Source organism: Pseudoclavibacter sp. AY1H1 (assembly GCF_002931055.1).
Classification (GTDB): domain Bacteria; phylum Actinomycetota; class Actinomycetes; order Actinomycetales; family Microbacteriaceae; genus Pseudoclavibacter.
Genome location: NZ_PSXX01000007.1, coordinates 110,469 through 129,635, shown reverse-complemented (window position 1 = coordinate 129,635; position 19,167 = coordinate 110,469). Strand labels below are relative to the sequence as shown.

At 68.4% G+C, this 19,167-nt stretch carries 18 protein-coding genes; 12 read left to right on the top strand and 6 right to left on the bottom strand.

The genetic code is table 11. The annotated features are described in order from the left end of the window. The first annotated feature begins 2 nt into the window (after positions 1-2). Both C5E05_RS12340 and C5E05_RS12335 read left to right on the top strand, forming a co-directional pair. Entirely contained in the window at positions 3-887 is an 885-nt protein-coding gene (locus C5E05_RS12340; protein ID WP_104342085.1) for a helix-turn-helix domain-containing protein, read from the top strand. 238 nt (positions 888-1,125) lie between these two features. Then, positions 1,126-1,971 carry a hypothetical protein gene (locus tag C5E05_RS12335; protein WP_104342084.1) on the top strand — a complete coding sequence of 282 codons (846 nt, stop codon included), beginning with the start codon at positions 1,126-1,128 and terminating at the stop codon, positions 1,969-1,971. Positions 1,972-2,280: 309 nt separating this feature from the next. Here the strand turns inward: C5E05_RS12335 and C5E05_RS12330 are convergent, their stop codons facing one another. The 3 genes from C5E05_RS12330 to C5E05_RS12320 form a co-directional block, all read right to left on the bottom strand. Further along, positions 2,281-3,051: an EI24 domain-containing protein gene (locus C5E05_RS12330; RefSeq protein WP_104342117.1), complete on the bottom strand. Its 771-nt coding sequence runs from the start codon at positions 3,049-3,051 to the stop codon at positions 2,281-2,283. A gap of 94 nt (positions 3,052-3,145) precedes the next feature. Then, positions 3,146-3,769, bottom strand: coding sequence for a superoxide dismutase (locus C5E05_RS12325; protein ID WP_104244356.1), 624 nt, complete (start codon positions 3,767-3,769; stop codon positions 3,146-3,148). 124 nt (positions 3,770-3,893) lie between these two features. Continuing rightward, positions 3,894-4,433 carry a flavin reductase family protein gene (locus tag C5E05_RS12320; protein ID WP_104307695.1) on the bottom strand — a complete coding sequence of 180 codons (540 nt, stop codon included), beginning with the start codon at positions 4,431-4,433 and terminating at the stop codon, positions 3,894-3,896. Between the two features lie 115 nt (positions 4,434-4,548). Between C5E05_RS12320 and soxR the strand changes: the two genes are divergently transcribed. The 9 genes from soxR to rbsK all read left to right on the top strand — a co-directional run bounded on the left by soxR (position 4,549) and on the right by rbsK (position 13,974). Next, positions 4,549-5,040, top strand: a complete 492-nt coding sequence (gene soxR / locus C5E05_RS12315) for a redox-sensitive transcriptional activator SoxR (RefSeq protein WP_374953210.1) — start codon at positions 4,549-4,551, stop codon at positions 5,038-5,040. A gap of 262 nt (positions 5,041-5,302) precedes the next feature. Then, positions 5,303-7,021, top strand: coding sequence for an AMP-binding protein (locus C5E05_RS12305; protein ID WP_104342116.1), 1,719 nt, complete (start codon positions 5,303-5,305; stop codon positions 7,019-7,021). Positions 7,022-7,277: 256 nt separating this feature from the next. Beyond that, a complete protein-coding gene (locus C5E05_RS12300) occupies positions 7,278-7,565 on the top strand; it encodes an HU family DNA-binding protein (protein ID WP_068483913.1) in 288 nt (95 codons plus the stop codon). Positions 7,566-7,690: 125 nt separating this feature from the next. After that, positions 7,691-9,844, top strand: a complete 2,154-nt coding sequence (locus C5E05_RS12295) for a cytochrome c oxidase assembly protein (protein ID WP_228496663.1) — start codon at positions 7,691-7,693, stop codon at positions 9,842-9,844. Beyond that, a complete protein-coding gene (locus C5E05_RS12290; RefSeq protein ID WP_104243800.1) occupies positions 9,841-11,130 on the top strand; it encodes an ATP-dependent RecD-like DNA helicase in 1,290 nt (429 codons plus the stop codon). Before C5E05_RS12295 ends, C5E05_RS12290 begins: the two co-directional genes overlap by 4 nt. A gap of 166 nt (positions 11,131-11,296) precedes the next feature. Continuing rightward, entirely contained in the window at positions 11,297-11,854 is a 558-nt protein-coding gene (locus C5E05_RS12285) for a YceI family protein (protein ID WP_104243798.1), read from the top strand. Positions 11,855-12,043: 189 nt separating this feature from the next. Beyond that, on the top strand, positions 12,044-12,595 hold the full coding sequence (locus C5E05_RS12280; RefSeq protein ID WP_258064859.1) for an AAA family ATPase: 552 nt from the start codon (positions 12,044-12,046) through the stop codon (positions 12,593-12,595). Positions 12,596-12,637: 42 nt separating this feature from the next. Further along, a complete protein-coding gene (locus C5E05_RS12275) occupies positions 12,638-13,048 on the top strand; it encodes a DUF6157 family protein (protein WP_104243794.1) in 411 nt (136 codons plus the stop codon). After that, entirely contained in the window at positions 13,045-13,974 is a 930-nt protein-coding gene (rbsK, locus tag C5E05_RS12270; RefSeq protein ID WP_104307499.1) for a ribokinase, read from the top strand. The genes C5E05_RS12275 and rbsK overlap by 4 nt, the downstream gene beginning before the upstream one ends. 245 nt (positions 13,975-14,219) lie before the next feature. Here the strand turns inward: rbsK and C5E05_RS12265 are convergent, their stop codons facing one another. From C5E05_RS12265 to C5E05_RS12255, 3 genes are all read right to left on the bottom strand, one after another. Beyond that, on the bottom strand, positions 14,220-15,458 hold the full coding sequence (locus C5E05_RS12265; protein WP_104243791.1) for a saccharopine dehydrogenase family protein: 1,239 nt from the start codon (positions 15,456-15,458) through the stop codon (positions 14,220-14,222). A gap of 126 nt (positions 15,459-15,584) precedes the next feature. Then, entirely contained in the window at positions 15,585-17,108 is a 1,524-nt protein-coding gene (locus C5E05_RS12260; protein WP_104342082.1) for an APC family permease, read from the bottom strand. 181 nt (positions 17,109-17,289) lie between these two features. Continuing rightward, a complete protein-coding gene (locus tag C5E05_RS12255) occupies positions 17,290-17,832 on the bottom strand; it encodes a TetR/AcrR family transcriptional regulator (RefSeq protein ID WP_104243787.1) in 543 nt (180 codons plus the stop codon). 53 nt (positions 17,833-17,885) lie between these two features. Between C5E05_RS12255 and C5E05_RS12250 the strand changes: the two genes are divergently transcribed. Further along, on the top strand, positions 17,886-19,061 hold the full coding sequence (locus C5E05_RS12250; RefSeq protein WP_104243785.1) for an FAD-dependent oxidoreductase: 1,176 nt from the start codon (positions 17,886-17,888) through the stop codon (positions 19,059-19,061). Positions 19,062-19,167: the final 106 nt, after the last annotated feature.

Here is a 19,167-nt window from a genome sequence, read left to right as displayed (position 1 = left end):
GGGTGGCTTCTCCGCAACGATACCGGCGTCGCGGCAGGGGTGCGGCTGAGTTCGCCGAGCTCAGCGGCTACCGCGTCGAAGGTGCGCAGGCGGAGTTCGCGGTCGATGTCACGGCCATCGACCTCGGCGATGTCGCCATGTGGCGGCTGCACCTCACGCCCGTGCAGGCCACGATCGCGGACGTCCTGCCTGGGGAGCTCGAGACGGTGCAGGTGCTCTCCACCGTCTCGGGGACGATGACCGTCAGGATCGCAGGAATCTCCCACGAGCTGACTCCGGGCTCGTACCTCCTCTTCGACCCGCGGCGGCCGCACGATGTGTCGAGCGCAGATGAGACGACCTCGTTCCTCTACTCGGTCCGGCGCTCCGCGGTCGAGCCGATTATCCGGGAGTTCCCCCTCAGGGTCGACGCAGACCCTGTCTACAGTCGCGCCCTGCGCGCGCTCGTCACGAGCGTCCTGGACTCCGAGAGGGACTACTCCGGGCCGGGCGCGGGAAACCTGCGCATCGCGATCGAGTCGGCGCTGCTCGCGAGCATCGCGGAGGCGGTGGGGCGTTTCCGGGCGACCACGAGCGAAGGCGGCGACCGGTTCCTGGTCCTGATCGAGGGGGCCAGGCAGATCATCGCGGGAGAGTTCGCCGACCGGTCGCTCTCGGCGACCACCCTCGCGCGGCGCCTCAGCGTCTCGCGTTCCCTGCTGCATAGGGCGTTCGAGAGCGTCGGCATGACGCCAGCGGTGGAGCTGCGCAACGCTCGGGCGAGGCATGCCAGGCACCTCCTGGCGACGGGCGATTCGCCGACGCAGCGCAGGGCCGCGGCCAGGGCGTCGGGCTTCGCATCGGTGACATCGATGCTCGCGGCGATCGAGGCACTCGGCCGCGACTGACGCCGGAGCGGCCTGTTCTGTCGCGAGAATCGTCGATTCCGTCGCCGGACCGACCGGAAGGTCTATCCCTGCGCATAGAGTCGCGAGGTCGAACGCTCGTGTGCCCCCAGGCGACGTAGCGCGACCACGGACGCGAATCGCTCAGATGCGGTACGCCCACTCCCAGCACTCCGCAGCACCGCACTCCCACGCGGTGCTCGCTCGTGTGCCCAATTTTCGGAACCCAGAAAGTCGCGCAATGAACACCTCCCCCGAACCCGCCAACGTCGCAGCAACGCCCACGACGACCACCCGCCGCACCCTGCTCACCGCAGCCGCCTGGTCGGCGCCGGTCGTGGCCACAGCCATCGCGGCTCCCCTCGCAGCCGCCTCCACGCTGTGCGTCGACCCCGACGTCGGCATCAACTGGGGGCTCGCGACCGTCAGCGGAACCGCGGCGACCCTCGGCGCATCCTCGACCCTCGACCGCACGGCCGTCTTCCGCCCGCAGAACTCGACCCGGCCCACGACGTCCAACATCAGCGCCACGGTGCGCCACACCTTCAGCGGCAACATGCGGGCGGAGACGAACGACGGCACCGTCTCGGCGCAGAACGTCGGCGGCATCGGCCAGCGCGGCTACCAGATCAACCAGTTCAACGGCCCGAACGCCCTGACGCAGCCGTCTGCAAACGACTTCCAGACCGTCGTCTTCACCTTCGCTGAGGACCTCTACAACGTGCGCTTCTCCATCACCGACATCGACCGGCTCTGGCGAGCGGGGAACGGCCTCACGCGCGACTTCCTCGACGGTGTTGTGCTCGAGTCCGCGGCACCGAGGACGTTCTCGATCCCGAGCGGCTCCACGGTCACGGGCGCCGGGACCGCCACGAGCCCCTGGTACAACTCGGTCGACGGCAACAAAGCCGAGGACGCCCCCGGTGGCCAGGTCGACGTCGTCTTCGCCGGCCCGGTGCGCTCGTTCACGGTGCGCTACTTCAGCCTCGGGTACATGCTCGGCACCACGAACAACACGGTGAACACCGACAACGACCAGACGATCTTCGTCACCGGTCTGCGGGTCGAGCGCCGGGCCGCCTGCTAGGTCGCGTCTGACACGAGCTGGCTCGCGTCAGGCGCTCCCTCGGCGGGTGGAGCTGAGCCGTCGGTCGTCTCGCCCTCGGGGTTCGGGACGGCCTGCGGTTCGCGTCCGCTCGTCGAGAGGCGCGCGAGATGGATCTCGAGGCAGCGGGCCTTGCCCTCGCCGATTCGGCGGGCGGGGGCCTGCTGCTCCGAGCTGCTGCCGCGAGCTGCAGGTCCAGGCGGTCGACCCAGGCTGCTGCTCCGAGCCGCTCGTCCCGGCAGTGGAGTGGAAGGGCCAGTACCGGCCGGCGTAGGGCGTTCTGCTCTGGAACTACTGCTCCGCGTTCGCGGGCGAGCCTGCGCGGGTGAGCCCGCGCTCGTCGAGCAGGCGGCGAGCCAGCACCGTCGAGCCGGCGACGGCGGCAGGCATCGTGAAGACGGCCCCACCAGGCACCATGAAGCAGAGCTGCGTCGCGACGCCGAAGCCGAGCAGCTGCGCACGATTCCCGCGGATGACGGAGGCGCGCTGCTCGCCGAGCAGCCGGCGCGCATCCAGTGCCCTGCCGGTGAGCTCCCGCGACAGGACCGTCCCGTTGAGCGTGACGCCGACGACCGCCGCGGCGACCGAGCCGATGAGCGGGATGACGCCCATGATCGCGACGGCGATGGCCGCGAGGATGCCCATGCCGACGAGCCACAGGCTGCCTCTGGCCGCCGCGAGGAGCCCGAGCCCCTCGCCAGGGTTCTCGTCACCGAGGTCGCGCTCGACGGACAGCCAGATGCGCTCGTAGAACGGATCGCCGACGGTCAGCGTGATGGCGGTGAACGTCGTGACCGACAGGAAGACGCCGCCCGCGACGATGAGGGTCATGAAGGCGATGCGCAGGACGTTGCGCCACACCTCGTCCCACGATGCCGCCCAAGGGGTGGCCCACTCGACGAGGTCGTCGACGAAGAACAGGAGCGTGACGAGCGCGGCGCCAACGAGCAGGAAGACGATGAGCGCCGGGATGAGCCCGAGCAGCATCAGATGCGGCTTCTTCTTCCAGTACCCGAAGCCCTGGAAGAGCGCGCTGACGCCTGAGAAGAACTGCCCGATCATGCCACCGAGACTACTGAGGCGCGGCAGGGAAGCGGATGCGTGCATCCGTTCCCCCGCCGCGCCTCAGGAGCCGTGCGGTTCGAGCGAGAAGAACCTAGAGCGTGATGAGGCCGTTGGTCTTCGTCGTCGCGGCGTCGTAGCGCTGCTGCACGTTGTCCCAGTCCGCGATGTTCCAGAACGCCTTGATGTAGTCGGCGCGAACGTTGCGGTAGTCGAGGTAGTAGGCGTGCTCCCAGACGTCGAGCATGAGCAACGGGACGAGCCCGAACGGCACGTTGCCCTGCTGGTCGAAGAGCTGGAAGATGGCGAGCTGCTCGCCGAGCACGTCGTAGGCGAGGACAGCCCATCCGGAGCCCTGCACGCCGAGCGCCACTGCCGTGAACTGCGCGACGAACGCATCGAAGGAGCCGAACTGCTCGTCGATCGCCGTGGCGAGCGAGCCAGTGGCCTGGCCGCCGCCGTTGGGGGAGAGGTTGGTCCAGAAGATGGAGTGGTTGACGTGGCCGCCGAGGTTGAACGCGAGGTCCTTCTCGAGCTTGTTCACGTTGGCGAGGTTGCCGCTCTCGCGGGCCTCGGCGAGCTGCTCGAGCGCCGTGTTCGCGCCCTTCACGTAGGTGGCGTGGTGCTTCGAGTGGTGCAGCTCCATGATCTCGCCGCTGATGCTCGGGGCGAGGGCGGAGTAGTCGTAGGCCAGGTCGGGAAGGGTGTATGCGGTCATGGTGTGACCCTCTTTCTGTCGTGTTCTGCGGTATTGGTGAGTTTGGGTGGTGTGAGGGGCGGCCGAATCGCGGGTTCGGTCGCGGGTTGATGCGGCGGGTTGCGGCGCGGGTTCAGTCGCGGGTTCAGTCGCCGAACGTGGCGGCGTCGAGGCGGCCGAAGCGGCGGTTCTGGTACATGAGCGGCGGGACCGTGCTGCCGTGCAGGACCTCGAGGACCTCGGCGAGCACGATGGTCGAGCCGCCGACCTTGACGGTGCTGGCGATGCGGCAGCGCAGCGTCTCGCGAGCCTCGGGGAGGAAGGGCTCGCCCGTGGGGAAGTGATCCCAGCCCTGTTCCGGAGTGAAACGTGGGGCGCCGCTGCGGGCGAAGTCGAGGGCGATCTGCTCCTGCTCGTGGCTGAGGAGGTTCACGGTGACGTCGCCGGCTTCGAGGAGTCCGCCGGCGCTGCCGGTGGCCCGCGTCACGGAGAACGAGAGCGTGGCGGGGTCGACGGCGACGGAGCTCACGCTCGATGCGGTGAGGCCGACGGGGCCGTTCGCGGTCTGGGCCGCGATGATGGCGACGGCTGCGGGGTGCTCCCTGAAGGCGGCCTTGAACTCTTCTGCCAGCGCTGCTTGGGGCAACGCCGCTGGGACTGGTGCCTCGGGGGCGGGTTCTGTCATCGAGTGGGCTCTCTGCCTGTTCTGGAGGACGGTGATCGGAGTTGCGTGTGCGTTTCCTCTTCGAGGCTAGAACCTAAAGTAAGGTTGAAGTCAATTCGAACGGTGGGATTTCACTGTGAGCGAGACACGCAAGGACACAGAGGCGCTCGATCGGGCCCCGGGGCAGCCGCACATCTCCGACGAGCTGCTCACGGTGAGCGACATGGTTCGTCGGACGGGCGTCGCCGCATCCGCGCTGCGCTTCTACGAGGAACTCGAGCTGATCGCCGCGGTGCGCACCGCCGGCAACCAGCGTCGCTACGCCCGCCACATGATTCGGCGAGTCTCGCTCATCTCGGTCGCGAAGCGCCTCGGCATTCCCCTGTCTGACGTGCAGGACGCGTTTGCCGACCTGCCGAGCGATGCGACGCCCAGCCAGGAGGACTGGCAGCGCGCTTCGCGGCGGTGGAAGCGGACGCTCGAGGAACGGCGGCGCGGCATCGAGCGCCTCGAGCACGAGCTCATGGGATGCATCGGCTGCGGTTGCCTGTCGATGAAGGCCTGCGGGCTCCTCAACCCCGACGATGCCCTCGCCGGCGGAGGAGCCGGCCCTCGCCGCCTCGACTGAGCGCCGCCCGCGCGCGCCCGCGCCGCCGAGCCCCGCCCCGCCCCGCCGCGCCCGGCGCCTCCCGCTGCGTCCGCCACGCGAATGGGGCAGTTTCCTCCCGTCTTGGCCGCGGGGATGGGGTGAAGCTGCCCCATCCCGGCCTGTCCTGCCCCGCCCTGTCCGTGAGTAGGGCAGTTTCCTCCCGTTTCGGCCGCGGGGATGGGAGGAAGCTGCCCTATCAGAGCGAAGGTCTTTGTCGGCGGGGTGCGTGAGAATGGCACGCATGTCAGATGTTCGAGGCGCAGATGCCTTCCGCAGCGCACGTGACCAGCTGCTCGCCCTCCGCACAGACGCTGGGCGCGCGAGCCGGGAGTTCGAATGGCCCGAAGTCGGAGACGGCTTCAACTGGGCGCTCGACTGGTTCGACCAGATCGCCGAGGGCAACGACCGCACCGCGCTCTGGATCGTGGAGGACGACGGCAGCGAGGCGAAGTACAGCTTCGACGACCTGCGCCGGCGATCCAACCGGGTCGCGAACTGGCTCGAGGCGCAGGGCATCCGCCGCGGTGACGTCGTCATGCTCATGCTCGGCAATCGCCGCGAGCTCTGGGAGGCGATGCTCGGCGCGCTCAAGCTCGGCGCCGTCATCCTCCCCACGTCCGTGGTGCTCGGCCCGCACGACCTCGACGATCGCGTCGAACGTGCCAGGGTGCGTCTCGTCATCGCCGAGGAGGCCGACGCGGTGAAGTTCGACAACGTCCTCGGCAGCTACCGCATCGCGCAGGTGGGTGCTGGCCTCGAGGGGGCCGCGCGGGAGGCGTGGCTCGACTTCAACGACATCTACGACACGTCGGATGCGCCGATCGAGAAGCGGACGGCAAGCGACGACGCCGCCCTCATCTACTTCACCTCCGGTACGACGAGCCACCCGAAGATCGTGGTCCATTCGCACCGCTCCTACCCCGTCGGGCACCTCTCGACGATGTACTGGATCGGCGTCGAGCCGGGCGGCGTGCACCTCGCGATCAGCGCGGCGGGCTGGGGCAAGCACGCATGGAGCAGCTTCTTCGCGCCCTGGAACGCCGAGGCGACGGTCTTCGTCGTCAACTACCAGCGCTTCGACGCGGCCCTCCTGCTCGACCAGCTCGACAAGGCGGGCGCGACCTCGTTCTGTGCCCCGCCGACGGTGTGGCGCATCCTGGTGCAGCACGGCAGGTCAGCGAAGCCCCGGGCGATGCGGGAGCTGCTCTCAGCCGGCGAGCCACTGAACCCCGAGGTCATCGCGCGCATCCACGCCTGGTGGGGGCTCGAGATCCGCGACGGCTACGGCCAGACCGAGACGACCGCCCTCATCGCGAATGCGCCGGGCGATGTCATCAAGCCGGGTGCCATGGGGCATCCGCTGCCTGGCATGAACGTGGTGCTCCTCGACCCGGTGACAGGCCTCGAAGGCGACGAGGGGGAGATCTGCCTCGACATGCGTGGTGAGCGCCCCGTGAACCTCATGACCGAGTACCTCGGCTCACCCGCGGCGACCGACAACGCGGTGCGCGACGGCTTCTTCCACACCGGTGATGTCGCGGTGCGCGATGAGAACGGATGCATCACCTTCGTCGGGCGCACCGACGACGTGTTCAAGTCGTCCGACTTCAAGGTGTCGCCGTTCGAGGTCGAGAGCCTCCTCCTGGAGCACGATGCCGTCGCGGAGGCGGGTGTCGTCGGGGCGCCGGACGCGACGAAGCTCAACATCACGAAGGCCTACGTGACGCTCGCGGCCGGCTGGGAGTCGAACCGGCAGACCGCGCTCGAGGTGCTCCGGCACGCCCGCGCGGTCATGCCGCCGTACATGCGGGTTCGGCGTCTCGAGTTCTTCGAGCTGCCGAAGACGGCGTCCGGCAAGATCCGTCGCGTCGAACTCCGCAATCGCGAGATCGAGGCCGATGGCACCCGCCTCGCCGACGAGTGGCGCGACGACGACTTCCCGGAGATCAAGCGGCGCTGAGTGGTCTCCGTCGCTGCTGGGGCAACGCCACCGCTTGGGCCCATCAAGCGCCGATACGGGCATCGATCCGGTCCAGAACGGCCACGAACCGGTGAATTCCGTGGCAAGACGCGGCGTGTCAGGCGAATCTGCAAGCGAGAGGCCCTGGTTTTGGTAGGTTGACGAAGGTCCTGCCGCGGAATCCCGCGGAACTGCAGGACTTCTGAACCCAACATGCTGCACTCGCAAGGGCGGGGCTGCGTCCTAAGGAGGACATATGGCAGACAAGACTGTGAACAAGACCGAACTCGTTGCCGCGATCGCGACCGAGACCGGCCAGAGCCAGGCTGTTGTTGGAAGCGTCCTCGACGCACTCTTCAGCGAACTCGCCTCGAACGTTGCCAAGGGCACGAAGGTCACGATCCCGGGCTGGCTCTCCGTTGAGCAGACCGCTCGTGCCGCGCGCACCGGCCGCAACCCTCAGACGGGTGAAGCCATCCAGATCGCCGCCTCGAAGGGCGTCAAGATCTCGGCTGGCTCGAAGCTCAAGGCCGCAGCTAAGTAGTCTTCGCGCCTGAATGCACGCGGGGTCGCTTCCACTCGGAAGCGGCCCCGCGTTCTTGTCCCAGCCGGTCGCTTCCCCTGTGGATGACAAGCCCGAGCGCCAGCGACGATCTACACTTGATGATCATGCCTACGCCCCTCGATTCCGGTTCCACGATCGAGGCGGCGGCAACTGCGGATAGGGGCGGCAGCAAGGCCGAGCGCAATCGCGCGAGCGCCGACTCCTGGTCGCTGCACACGAAGCGCATGATCGTGCTCGGGCCGGCGATCTTCCTCCTCGCGGCCCTCGTGGCGGTCATCTGGGGGCTCGCCTACGGTGGCGGAGCGACCCCGCTCATCGTCTCCGACCCTGGACCCATCGTCATGTGGGGTGTGCCGGTCGCGCGTCTCGCGCTGAACCTGTCGGCCTCGGTCACAATCGGCGCCCTGGTGCTGGCGGCGTGGGCGGCGAGTCGCAAGCAGCCCGAGTTCGAGCGGGCCATGACGATCGCCTCGTCCGGTGCCGCGGCCTGGGTGGTGTCCACGGCGGCTGCGGCCTTCCTCACCTACCTGCAGATCTCCAACGCCGCGTTCTCGCTCGACGCCGCCTTCGGGCAGGGACTCCTCTTCTTCTTCACCTCGCTTGAGCTCGGCCAGGCGTGGGTGCTGGCGCTCGGCATGGTGCTGCTGCTGTCGGTTGTGGTGTTCGCGAGCCGCAGCCCGTGGATGGTCGGGCTCTCGGCCGCGTTCTCGCTCTTCTGCCTGTGGCCGCTCGGGGCGCAGGGCCACGCCGCGGGCGCCGCGAACCACGAGACCGTCGTGGGTGGCATCACCCTGCACTACATGGGCGCCGCGCTCTGGCTCGGTGGCCTCCTCGTCGTCGCGATCCTCGCGCCGCGCATGCCGGACGTCCGCCGCCTCGCAGTGATCGAGCGCTACTCGTCGCTCGCCCTCGTCGCGTTCATCGTGGTCGCCGCATCCGGTGTCGTCGCGAGCGTCGCCAACATCGGCTCGTTCGCCGAGCTCGCCTCGCCATACGGGGTCATCGTCATCGTGAAGGCGGTTGTGCTCGTGGTGCTCGGCTTCATCGGCTGGGCGCAGCGGCGGGGACTCATCAACCGGATGCGCGCTGCCGTCGAGCAGGGAGCATCCACTCGCAAGCCCATGGTGTGGCTCATCTCGCTCGAACTCGCCTTCATGGGCATCGCGTCCGGTGCCGCCGCGGCGCTCGGTCGCACCCCGTCGCCCGTCACGGAGGTCACGGCCGACCAGCTCGCGGCCCCGACGCCGGCGCAGCTGCTCACGGGCGAGCTGCTGCCTCCTGAGTTCGAGCCGTTCCGTCTGCTCACCGAGTGGCGTCTCGACCCGATGTGGACAACGCTGTGCCTCTTCGGCCTGTTCTTCTACATCGCCGGGGTCCTGCGCCTGCGTCGCCGCGGCGACGAGTGGCCGCTTGGTCGCACGATCTCGTTTGTCCTCGGCATCGTGATTCTGCTCTACCTCGTCAACGGCTCGCTCATCGTCTACGGCAAGTTCGTCTTCAGCTTCCACATGACGCAGCACATGTTCCTCACCATGCTGGTTCCGATCATGTTCGTGCTGTCGGCCCCCATGACGCTCCTCCTGCGCAGCGTGCACGCGCGCCACGACGGCAGCCTCGGCACGCGCGAGTGGGCGCTCAAGTTCGTGCACTCGAGGTGGGCGAAGTTCTTCTCGCACCCCATCGTGTCCGCCGTCGTCTTCGCGGGCTCGCTGCTCGTCTTCTACTACACGCCGCTGTTCCGCTGGGCGGTGACCGACCACGTCGGGCACATGTGGATGATCGCCGACTTCCTCATCGTCGGCTACCTCTTCGCCAACGCGCTCATCGGCATCGACCCGATCGGCACGCGCGCCCCCTACCCGATGCGCCTCATCGCCCTCGTGCTGGTCATGACGTTCCACGCCTTCTTCGGCCTCAGCATCATGAGCGGCACGGGCCTGCTGCTCGCCGACTGGTATGGCGCGATGGGCAGGCCGTGGGGAGCGGATGCCATCACCGACCAGCAGATCGGCGGTGCCATAGCCTGGGGTGTCGGCGAGGTGCCGACGGTGCTCCTCGCGATGCTCGTCGCCTACTCGTGGTCCCGGTCCGACGACCGGGAGGCGAAGCGGCGCGACCGGAAGGCCGACCGTGACGGCGACGCGGAGCTCGAGGCGTACAACGCGCAGCTCAAGGTGATGGCCGACCGCACGGAGGCGCTGGAGAAGCGCAAGCAGGAGCGGCTCCAGCGCGAGCAGCAGCAGGAGTCCACCAAGTGACGATCGTCCTCACCCCGGAGCAGCAGGGTGTGTTCGACGCCATCGAGCACACGCGCGAGCACCTGTTCGTGACGGGGCGCGCCGGCACGGGCAAGTCGACGCTCCTCAACCACCTCGCGTGGCACACGTCGAAGCAGCTCGTCATCGCGGCACCCACGGGAGTCGCGGCCCTCAACGTGGGCGGGCAGACCATCCACTCGCTCTTCAAGCTGCCGATCGGCGTCATCGGGGATGCGCCCATCGAGCAGAACGGGGATGTGCGGAAGCTGCTCAACAAGATCGACACGCTCGTCATCGACGAGGTGTCGATGGTGAGCGCCGACCTCATGGACGCCATCGACCGCTCGCTGCGGCAGGCGCGCCAGCGGAAGAACGAGGCGTTCGGCGGCGTGCAGCTCGTCATGTTCGGCGACCCATTCCAGCTGGCGCCGGTGCCGCCGTCGGACCCCGATGAGCGCGCGTACTTCCGCGACCACTACCGTTCGCTGTGGTTCTTCGACGCGAGGGTGTGGCAGGAGGCGGAGCTGCGCATCCACGCCCTGCGCGAGATCCACCGGCAGCACGAGGACGAGTTCAAGAACATCCTCACGGCCGTCAGGTACGGGCAGGTCACGGCCGACATGGCGAACCGCCTCAATACGGTGGGCGCGAGGCCCGCCCCGGCCGACGGCACGATCACGCTCGCGTCGCGCAACGCGCAGGTGTCTCGCATCAACGCGCAGAACCTCGAGCGCCTGCCCGGGGCGTCGATGACCGCGAACGCCGACATCTCGGGGGAGTTCGGCGGCCGCAACTTCCCCGCGGATGAGCGCCTCGATCTGAAGGTCGGCGCGCAGGTCATGTTCCTGCGCAACGACTCTGACGGGCGCTGGGTGAACGGCTCGATCGGCGAGGTCACGCGCATCGACAAGACCGTCTACGTCGAGATCGATGGCGACGAGCACGAGGTGGAGCCCCTCGTGTGGGAGAAGCTGAAGTACTCGTACTCGCCGGATACGCGGGAGCTGTCGCGCGACGTGGTGGGGGAGTTCACGCAGTTCCCGCTGCGGCTCGCGTGGGCGGTGACCATCCACAAGTCGCAGGGGAAGACCTACGATCGCGCCGTCGTCGACCTCGGGGCGAGGGCCTTCTCGCCCGGGCAGACCTACGTGGCCCTGTCGCGCATCCGGGCGCTCGATGGGCTGCATCTGTCGCGGCCGCTGCAGCCGAACGACATCTTCGTGGATGACAATGTGCTGCGGTTCATGAAGTCGGTCAGCGACGCCGCGAAGCAGCAGCAGGGCTAGCTCGGACGGCTGGCCGCCGAGGCTATCGTCTCGTTTCCCAAAGATTTCCCTGGGCGTCGGAATACCGTCACAGTTCTATGCGTTTGAATAACTTGTATCCGCAACAATGTGTTACGTTGTCCAGGACTTGACCGAGACAGCACCCAACGACCCTTCAGGAGAAGACATGAGCATCAGCGCAGCAGACATCAACGGCTGGACCGCCGGCACCTGGAACATCGACCCCACGCACACCGAGGTCGGCTTCGTCGTTCGCCACCTCGCGATCAGCAAGGTCCGTGGCGGCTTCGAGACCTTCTCGGGCACCATCACGACGGGTGAGACGATCGAGGAGTCCACGGTCAACGCCGAGGTCGAGGTCGCATCGGTCAACACGAAGCAGCCTGCTCGTGACCAGCACCTCGCGACCTCCGACTTCTTCCTTGCCGAGGAGTTCCCGACCTTCACGTTCGCCTCCTCCGCCACGCGCGTCGAGGGCGACTCGGTCAAGGTCGACGGCGAGCTCACGCTCCGCGGCGTCACCAAGCCCGTCACGTTCGATGTCGAGTTCGGTGGCATCACGACCGACGGCTACGGCCAGAAGAAGCTCGGCTTCGAGGCTGTCACGAAGATCAACCGCAAGGACTTCGGCGTCAACTGGAACGCACCGACCGAGGCCGGCGGCCTCACGCTCGGTGACACCGTCACGATCAACCTCGACGTGCAGGCGACGCTCGCCGTCTAATGACGAACCAGGTCGCTTCGGCGGCCGAGGCGCGATCCCCCGATCGTGCTGCGCGTCTCCCCTGAGCGCGTACAAGATGGCCGGACACCCTGTGTCCGGCCATCTTCGTGTCTCCGCCGCCGACCGCCCCGGGCGAGCTCGAGCGGCACCCGGCCAGCGAGTGCCGGAAGGCGACCGTAGGGTTGCAGAGTGTCAGCTCCTGCAGGATCCCCGGAATCCGCCCCTCGGCGTGTGCTGATCGCGGGTGCCGCCGGCGTCGGGAAGACGGCGGTTGCGCGCCGGGTGGAGCGCACGGCGAACCTCCCGCACACGGAGATCGACGCCCTGTTCCATGGCCCGGGATGGACGGTGCAGCGCGGGTTCCTCGAGTCCGTCGACGCGTTCACCAGCGAGGAGCGCTGGGTCACGGAGTGGCAGTACGCGACTCAGCTCGGTGACCTGCTCACGAGCCGGGCTGACACGCTCGTATTCCTCGACTACTCGGTCTGGACGCACATGTCGCGGCTCGTGCGGCGCACGCTCCGCAGAAGGCTGCGGCGCGTCGAACTGTGGAACGGCAACGTCGAGCCTCCCCTGCACACGATCCTCGTCGATCCGGAGCACATCGTCCGGTGGGGGTGGAAGGGGCGCGCCAAGATTCGCCGGAGAGCGGGCCCGGCCGAACCTCCGCGTGGTCCGTCTCCGGTCGCAGGCCGAGGCCGACGACTGGCTTCGGAGCCTGCGCCCGCATCGCTGACGTGACGAGCCCCGCGTGTTGCGATGCACGCCCCGTAGGCTCTGCCCATGGGAACGACGAACTACGCGAGCACGTTCATCCAGATCGCCGACGACTGCCCCGTCGACGAGGCTGAGGCGCCGCCCGAGTCGGCGAAGGGGCCGACCATCGCGAGCCTCCAGCACGCCCTCATCGCCGCGCACCCGTATGAGTACACGTCCGACGATGTGCTCTTCGAGACCTACGCCGTGCGCAACGCGGTACCGGCTGAGGAGCGGGACGCGGCCAGGGCCGCCTTCTTCGCCAAGGACCAGGCGTGCCTTCGCGCGTCTCCCCTCGGGAAGCGCTGGGGGTGGGGCATCCACTCCGACGATGAGGCGCGAGTCGCGCTCGTGCCGCTCGGCTCGGACGAGTACGAGGAGAAGGCGGGCGACGCGTCGCTCACGCAGCTCAAGGCGATGCGCTCGAAGCGCGCATGAGCGGCACGAACCGAAGCGGCGTGCTTGTCGTCGGGAGCGTCTCCGCCGACCTCACCGCCTTCTCCGCCCGGCCGCCGGAACCCGGCGAGACGCTGCGGGGCGACAGCTTCAGCCTGGCCCTCGGGGGGAAAGGGGCGAACCAGGCCGTCGCGGCCGCCCGCGCTGGCGCATCCACCTCGTTCATCGCGTGCGTCGGCGACGACACGTTCGGCACGATGGTCACGCGCGAGCTCGTCGACGCCGGCGTGGGTGTCGACAGGCTGCGGACGGTGTCAGGGGAGACGGGTATCGCGCACATCCGCGTGGATGCGAGCGGCGAGAACTCCATCGTCATCGTGCCGGGAGCGAACGACGCGCTCGATGAGGCGACCGTCGTGCAGGGCATCCGCGACTCCGCGGCCACGAGCTCGGTGCTGCTCACCCAGCTCGAGACGCCCGCGCGGCTGACCGCGAGCATCCTGCGCACGGCACGGGATGCCGGGATCACGACGATCCTCGACCCGGCGCCCGCCGCACCTCTCGACGAGGAGGTGTGGGGCCTCGTCGACCTCGTCACCCCCAACGAAACGGAGGCGCGGATGCTCACGGGCATCGTCGTCGACTCGGAGGCGAGCGCCGTCGAGGCCGGACGGTGGTTCCTCGACCGCGGCGTCGGGGCGGTGCTCGTCACGCGCGGCGGTGACGGGACGACGCTCGTGACGCCCGAACGCGCGGAGACGTTCCCCGTGATCGAGGTCGAGGCCGTCGATACGACGGCGGCCGGCGACGCCTTCGCCGGTGCGCTCGGGGCTGCGCTCGCTGGCGGGCGATCGCTGGAAGCGTCGATCCGGTTCGGGGCGGCCGCTGGTGCTCTCGCCGTCTCGAAGCGCGGGGCCTCGCCGAGCATCCCGACGGCCGCCGAGATCGAGGAGTTGCTCGCCAGCTGATGCGGCCAACTTGCGTGATGGATCGGCGCTCGCCGCGTTGAGAGTAGCGTCTTGGCCTCGTTGATCACGGAATTTGGCCGCCGGGCGGCGGGCGCGGCAGGGTGTGGAGCGGAGCCCACCGGCTGCCGTCGAGCGCCCCGGCTGCGCAGTCGCTGTCCAACTTCAGTGCAATATCGGGCCGAGCGGCGTCAAAACAGCGCTTTCGGCCCGAAATCGCACTGAAGTTGGTCAGCGGACCCCTGCGCTTACGCGGACAGCGCCGCGCTGCGGTCCTGCACGTGCCACGGCGAACCGTAGCCGGCGGGCTCCGCCGAGCCGAGCAGCTCCAGGAACGGCTTCGCGTCGAACGCCTCGGGCGCGAGCACGCCGGCACCAGACCAGACGCCCGTCGCGAGCAGCTCGAGGGCGATGACCGGGTTGATAGCGGTCTGCCAGACGACGGCCTGCGAATTGTCCTTCGCCATCGTCTGCTCGTTGTCGGCCACGTGGTACAGGTACACCTGCTTCGGCTCGCCGTCCTTGCCCTTGCCGGTCACGAGGAGGCCCGCGCAGGTCTTGCCGCGCATCCGGTCGCCCAGCTTCGCGGGGTCCGGCAGCACCGCGGCGACGACATCGCGAGGCGACACCTGCTGGCCCTTGACGCTGACCGGGTCGGTGCTGTCGAGGCCGAGCATGTGCAGCGTCTTGAGCACGTCGATGAACTCCTGGCCGAGTCCGTACTTGAACGTGACGCGCTTCGCGTCGGTCCACCGCGGCATGAGGAGCACCTCCTCGTGCTCGACGTTGACGCACTCGACGGGGCCGATGCCCTCGGGGAAGTCGAACACCTCAGCTTCGCTGAAGGGCGGCGTCGTGTACCAGCCGCGCTCGCGCTCGAAGATGACGGGCGGGTTGAGGCATTCCTCGATGGTCGTCCAGATCGAGAAGGACGGGGCGAAGTCGTAGCCCTCGACGGTGAGGTTGGCGCCGTCGCGCACGCCGAGCTCGTCGATCTCCGAGAACAGCTCATCTTCCGCATAGCGGGCGAACACGTCCGAGAGGCCTGGCTCGACGCCGATGCCGCACAGCGCCAGGACGCCGCGCTCCTTCAGTGCCGCATCGTGCTCGAACTGCTCGTCGCCGAGCTTCACGCCGGTCTGCTCGTGCGGATGCTCGGGGTGCGGCTTCGAGAGGCTCATCGCCATGTCGAGGTAGGTCGCGCCGGCACCGGTGACGCCGGTGAAGATGGGCATCACGAAGCGGGGGTCGACGGCGTTGAGGACGTGGGTGATGCCGTTGTCGCGCACGAGCGCCTCGACGGCACCGGGGTCGGACGCATCCACCTGGGCCGCGCGGAATCGGTCGTCGCCGAGTTCGGCGACGAGATCCTGCGGGCGGGAGGGGTCGTAGTCGGCGATGAGGCAGGAGTCGAAGAAGCTGCGTCGCTTCGCGATGCGGGCAGCGGCTGCGCCGACGCCTCCGGCACCGATGATGAGGATATGCACGAAAGGCCTTTCTCTGATCACGTGCGGTGGATGTGCTGCCCGGTCCACGGTGTGAACCTTGCGGTTGGTAGGTCATGCGGTGCGGCTCGAGTGCCCAGCCGAGAGGCGGGACGCCCTGGCCGCGGGTCAGTCTTCCGGGGTGAGGATCGCCGAGTGGCGGTTGATGGTGCGCTTCTCGAAGTAGTCCTTCGAGCCGGGCATTGCGGCCCAGACGAACATGAGGATGAAGCCGATGACAAACGAGCCGATGCCGATGACGAACGCGCTGCCGAGGCCGAAGAAGGTCGTGTATCCGTATTCGGGGTTGGCCATGTCGATCGCCGACTGGAAGAACGCCCACACCATGAACACGCCGCCGAGCAGCGGGAACAGGAACCGGTAGAGGAAGTTGCGGGTCGACGTGAAGAGGCTCGTGCGGAAGTACCAGATGCAGGCGAAGCTCGCGATGCCGTAGAAGAACGCGATGGCGAGGCCGATCGAGAGGATCGAGTCCTGCAGCACGCTGTTCGACACGAAGCTCATGCCGACGTAGTAGACGATCGCGACGATGCCCATGAGGAGCGTCGAGAACGTCGGGGTCTTCGACTTCTCGCTCACCACGGCGAAGCGCTTCGGGAGCGCCTTGTACACGCCCATCGCGAAGGTGCCGCGGGCGGTGGGCAGGATCGTGGTCTGCGATGACGACAGCGAAGAGACGGCGACGGCGAGCACGAGGAACCAGCCCCACGGGCCCATCGCGAGGTCGGTGAGCACCGAGAAGACGTCGTCCGCGTTCTCCTCGTTGGCGAGGCCCGTGCCGGTCTCGCCGAGGCCGGCGTACATCATGACGACGATCGTGATGCCGACGTACGTGATGAGCAGCAGCACGGTCGAGAGCACGGCTGCGCGGCCCGGGGTCTTCTTCGGGTCCTTCGTCTCCTCGGTCAGGGCGAGGCAGGTGTCCCAGCCCCAGTAGATGAAGAGAGCGAGGATGATCGCCTGCACCATGCCGGTGCCGTCCGCGAGGAACGGGTTGAACCAGTCGATGCTGACGGGCGTCGGGTCGGGCGCCGTGCCGTTGAAGTAGCCGACGAGGCAGCCGACGACAAACGCCGCCATGGCCGCGTACTGGATGACGAGCAGGACGACCTGCATCTTCTCGCCCAGCTCGATGCCGCGCATGGAGATCCACGTCATGACGGCGATGATGACGGCGCCGAAGAGCGTCACGACGACCCGGTTCTCGGCGAGCGATCCGTCTCCGACGAGCAGCAGGATGTAGACGGAGGCGATCTCCGCGAGGTTCGCCATGACCAGGATCCCGGCGACCGCGAGGGCCCAGCCCGACATCCAGCCGGTGCGAGGGCCGAAGGCCTTGGCCGCCCAGGTGAAGACGGTGCCGCAGTCGTTGAGCTCGTTGTTGAGCTCGCGGTACGCGAAGGCCGTGAACATCATCGGGATGAACGCGAGGATGAACGCGATGGGAGCCTGCTCGCCGACGGCGATCACGACGAAGCCGAGGGTCGCGGCGAGGGAGAAGAGGGGCGCCGTCGAGGCGAGGCCGATGACGGTCGACCCCCAGATGCCGAGTCGTGCTGGGGCGAGCCCCTTGCCGATGGGCGTCTGGGTGGCGAGGGCCTCGGTAATGGGGCCAGGCTGTGCGTTGGTCATCGTTGTCTCCCGCATCAAAGGGCCTGCCGCGTTCGCGGAGTGAGCACGAACTTACCATTTGGTCGGTGATGCGCCGAGAGTTTTCCCGCATCCCGTCGTAACGGTTGTGTTTCCGCGCAGGCGCTGCAGTCGGCGTGAGCGAGGGACCCGACCCGCCCCGCAGGCTGCGCTGCTGCTGGCCCTAGGCGCGCAGCTGCGCGATCGCGTCCATGATCTCGGCTGTCGACTCCGCGTTGATGAACTTCTCGTTCTCCGAGCCCACGCTGAGCAGCGCGTTGTGGTTCATGCCGTCACCGACGAACAGCACGAGCCGAGCGACCGAGGCGTCGCCGATAGCCCGAACCAGGGCGTCGAACCAGCCCGCGCGGCACTGGCGGAGCACGTCGAGCGCGTCCTTGTCACCGGTCTGCGCGAGGCGGTACACCGCTTCCACGAGCCGTTCGAGGAGGCTGTCCCGATCCTGCGACGAGACGATGTAGTACGAGACGGCGTTGTCGAGGTCGGCGAGCATGTTGTCGGCGTCGACGCGTGCCTGCCCCCGCAGCTCTTCGAGGAGCGCATCCCCGAGCGCCTGCTTCGACGAGAAATGGTGCAGCACCCCGGCCTTGGAGAGCTTGCAGGTGGTGCCAACGGCCTCGAGAGTCGTCCCGCGCACGCCGGAGTCGACGAGCAGGTTCATATACGCGGTGAGGATCTTCTCCCGCTGACCGGAGACGGTGAGCATTCCGCCATGGTACCGAGGAAAGCGCCCGAGTTGAGTGCGGGTAGCGTGGGGTCATGACTGACGTTGACGTGCTCATCATCGGCGGCGGCGCGATGGGCCTGTCGACCGCGTGGCAGCTGGCGAGGCGCGGCAGGCGCGTGCGCCTGCTCGAGCAGTTCCAGCCCGGTCACCACATGGGCGCATCCCACGGGGCGACCCGCAACTTCAACACGTCGTACACGCAGCCGGATCTCGTCGCGATGCTGCACGAGTCTCGGGCGCTGTGGGGCGAGCTCGAGCTCGACTCGGGCCGCCAGATCCTCGACCTCGTTGGTCTCGTGAACCACGGACCGGGGGCGGCGAGCCCCGAGGTGCACGGCGCGATCTCCGCGAGCGGCGAACCGGCCGAGCTGCTCTCGACGCAGGATGCGGGCGAACGGTGGCCTGGCATCCGCTTCGACACCGAGGTGCTGCACCTCCCGAGGGCGGGACGCGTGCGGGCCGCGGATGCGCTCACGAGCATGGCCGAGCTGGCCGCTGCGAGCGGCGCGGAGCTGAGCTGGGGCATGCGAGCAGTGAACGTCGTCGAGCAGGCCGAACACGTGGTCGTCGAGGCGCACTCCTGGGGTGAGGAGGCAGAGCATCGCGGTCACGCGCGCGAGACGATCACGGCGAAGGTCGTCGTCTCTGCGGTGAACGCGTGGACCCGCACGCTGCTCGGCGGGGCCGTCGAGCTGCCGCGCCTGCGCGTCACGCAGGAGGCGCCCGTGCACTTCCGCGAGTTCAACGGGTACGTCGACTGGCCGAGCTTCAACCACCTGCCGGCGCTCGGGAGGCCCGGCTACGAGGGGTGGCTCTCGCCCGTGTATGGGATGCTCACCCCCGGCGAGGGGATCAAGGCGGGATGGCACGGGGTCGGGCCAGTCGTCGATCCGGACTCGCGGGACTTCCTGCCGGTGTCCGCGCAGCTCGACGGCATCAGGCAGTACGCGCGGGACTGGCTGCCCGGCGTCGACGCGGACAGCGCCGACCCGATCAGCTGCACCTACACGACGACCGACGACGCCAGGTTCGTGATCGACCGGGTCGGCCGCATCGTGGTGCTCGCTGGCTTCGCGGGGGAGGGGTTCAAGTTCGTTCCCTCGATCGGCCGCCTCGGGGCCGACCTCGCCGAGAACGGTGCCGGTGCAGCTCCCGAGCTGTTCTCGATCAGCCGACCGCGCTCGCTCGCCCCGCAGCCGCTCCGGTAGCGACCGTGCGCATCCGTCGCGGGGCGTCGGACCCGCAACCCGCAACCGTCTCCGGGTGGGTTTCGCGCCTGCGGATGCTCTGCAAGCCATCCGCAGGCGCGAAACC

Coding starts and splice junctions, on each gene's coding strand:
- C5E05_RS12295 (WP_228496663.1), top strand. CDS start 7,691: ATGCCTACGCCCCTCGATTCCGGTTCCACGATCGAGGCGGCGGCAACT.
- C5E05_RS12300 (WP_068483913.1), top strand. CDS start 7,278: ATGGCAGACAAGACTGTGAACAAGACCGAACTCGTTGCCGCGATCGCG.
- C5E05_RS12335 (WP_104342084.1), top strand. CDS start 1,126: ATGAACACCTCCCCCGAACCCGCCAACGTCGCAGCAACGCCCACGACG.
- C5E05_RS12325 (WP_104244356.1), bottom strand. CDS start 3,769: ATGACCGCATACACCCTTCCCGACCTGGCCTACGACTACTCCGCCCTC.
- C5E05_RS12305 (WP_104342116.1), top strand. CDS start 5,303: ATGTCAGATGTTCGAGGCGCAGATGCCTTCCGCAGCGCACGTGACCAG.
- rbsK (WP_104307499.1), top strand. CDS start 13,045: ATGAGCGGCACGAACCGAAGCGGCGTGCTTGTCGTCGGGAGCGTCTCC.
- C5E05_RS12255 (WP_104243787.1), bottom strand. CDS start 17,832: ATGCTCACCGTCTCCGGTCAGCGGGAGAAGATCCTCACCGCGTATATG.
- C5E05_RS12330 (WP_104342117.1), bottom strand. CDS start 3,051: ATGATCGGGCAGTTCTTCTCAGGCGTCAGCGCGCTCTTCCAGGGCTTC.
- C5E05_RS12260 (WP_104342082.1), bottom strand. CDS start 17,108: ATGACCAACGCACAGCCTGGCCCCATTACCGAGGCCCTCGCCACCCAG.
- C5E05_RS12250 (WP_104243785.1), top strand. CDS start 17,886: ATGACTGACGTTGACGTGCTCATCATCGGCGGCGGCGCGATGGGCCTG.
- C5E05_RS12320 (WP_104307695.1), bottom strand. CDS start 4,433: ATGACAGAACCCGCCCCCGAGGCACCAGTCCCAGCGGCGTTGCCCCAA.
- C5E05_RS12285 (WP_104243798.1), top strand. CDS start 11,297: ATGAGCATCAGCGCAGCAGACATCAACGGCTGGACCGCCGGCACCTGG.
- C5E05_RS12275 (WP_104243794.1), top strand. CDS start 12,638: ATGGGAACGACGAACTACGCGAGCACGTTCATCCAGATCGCCGACGAC.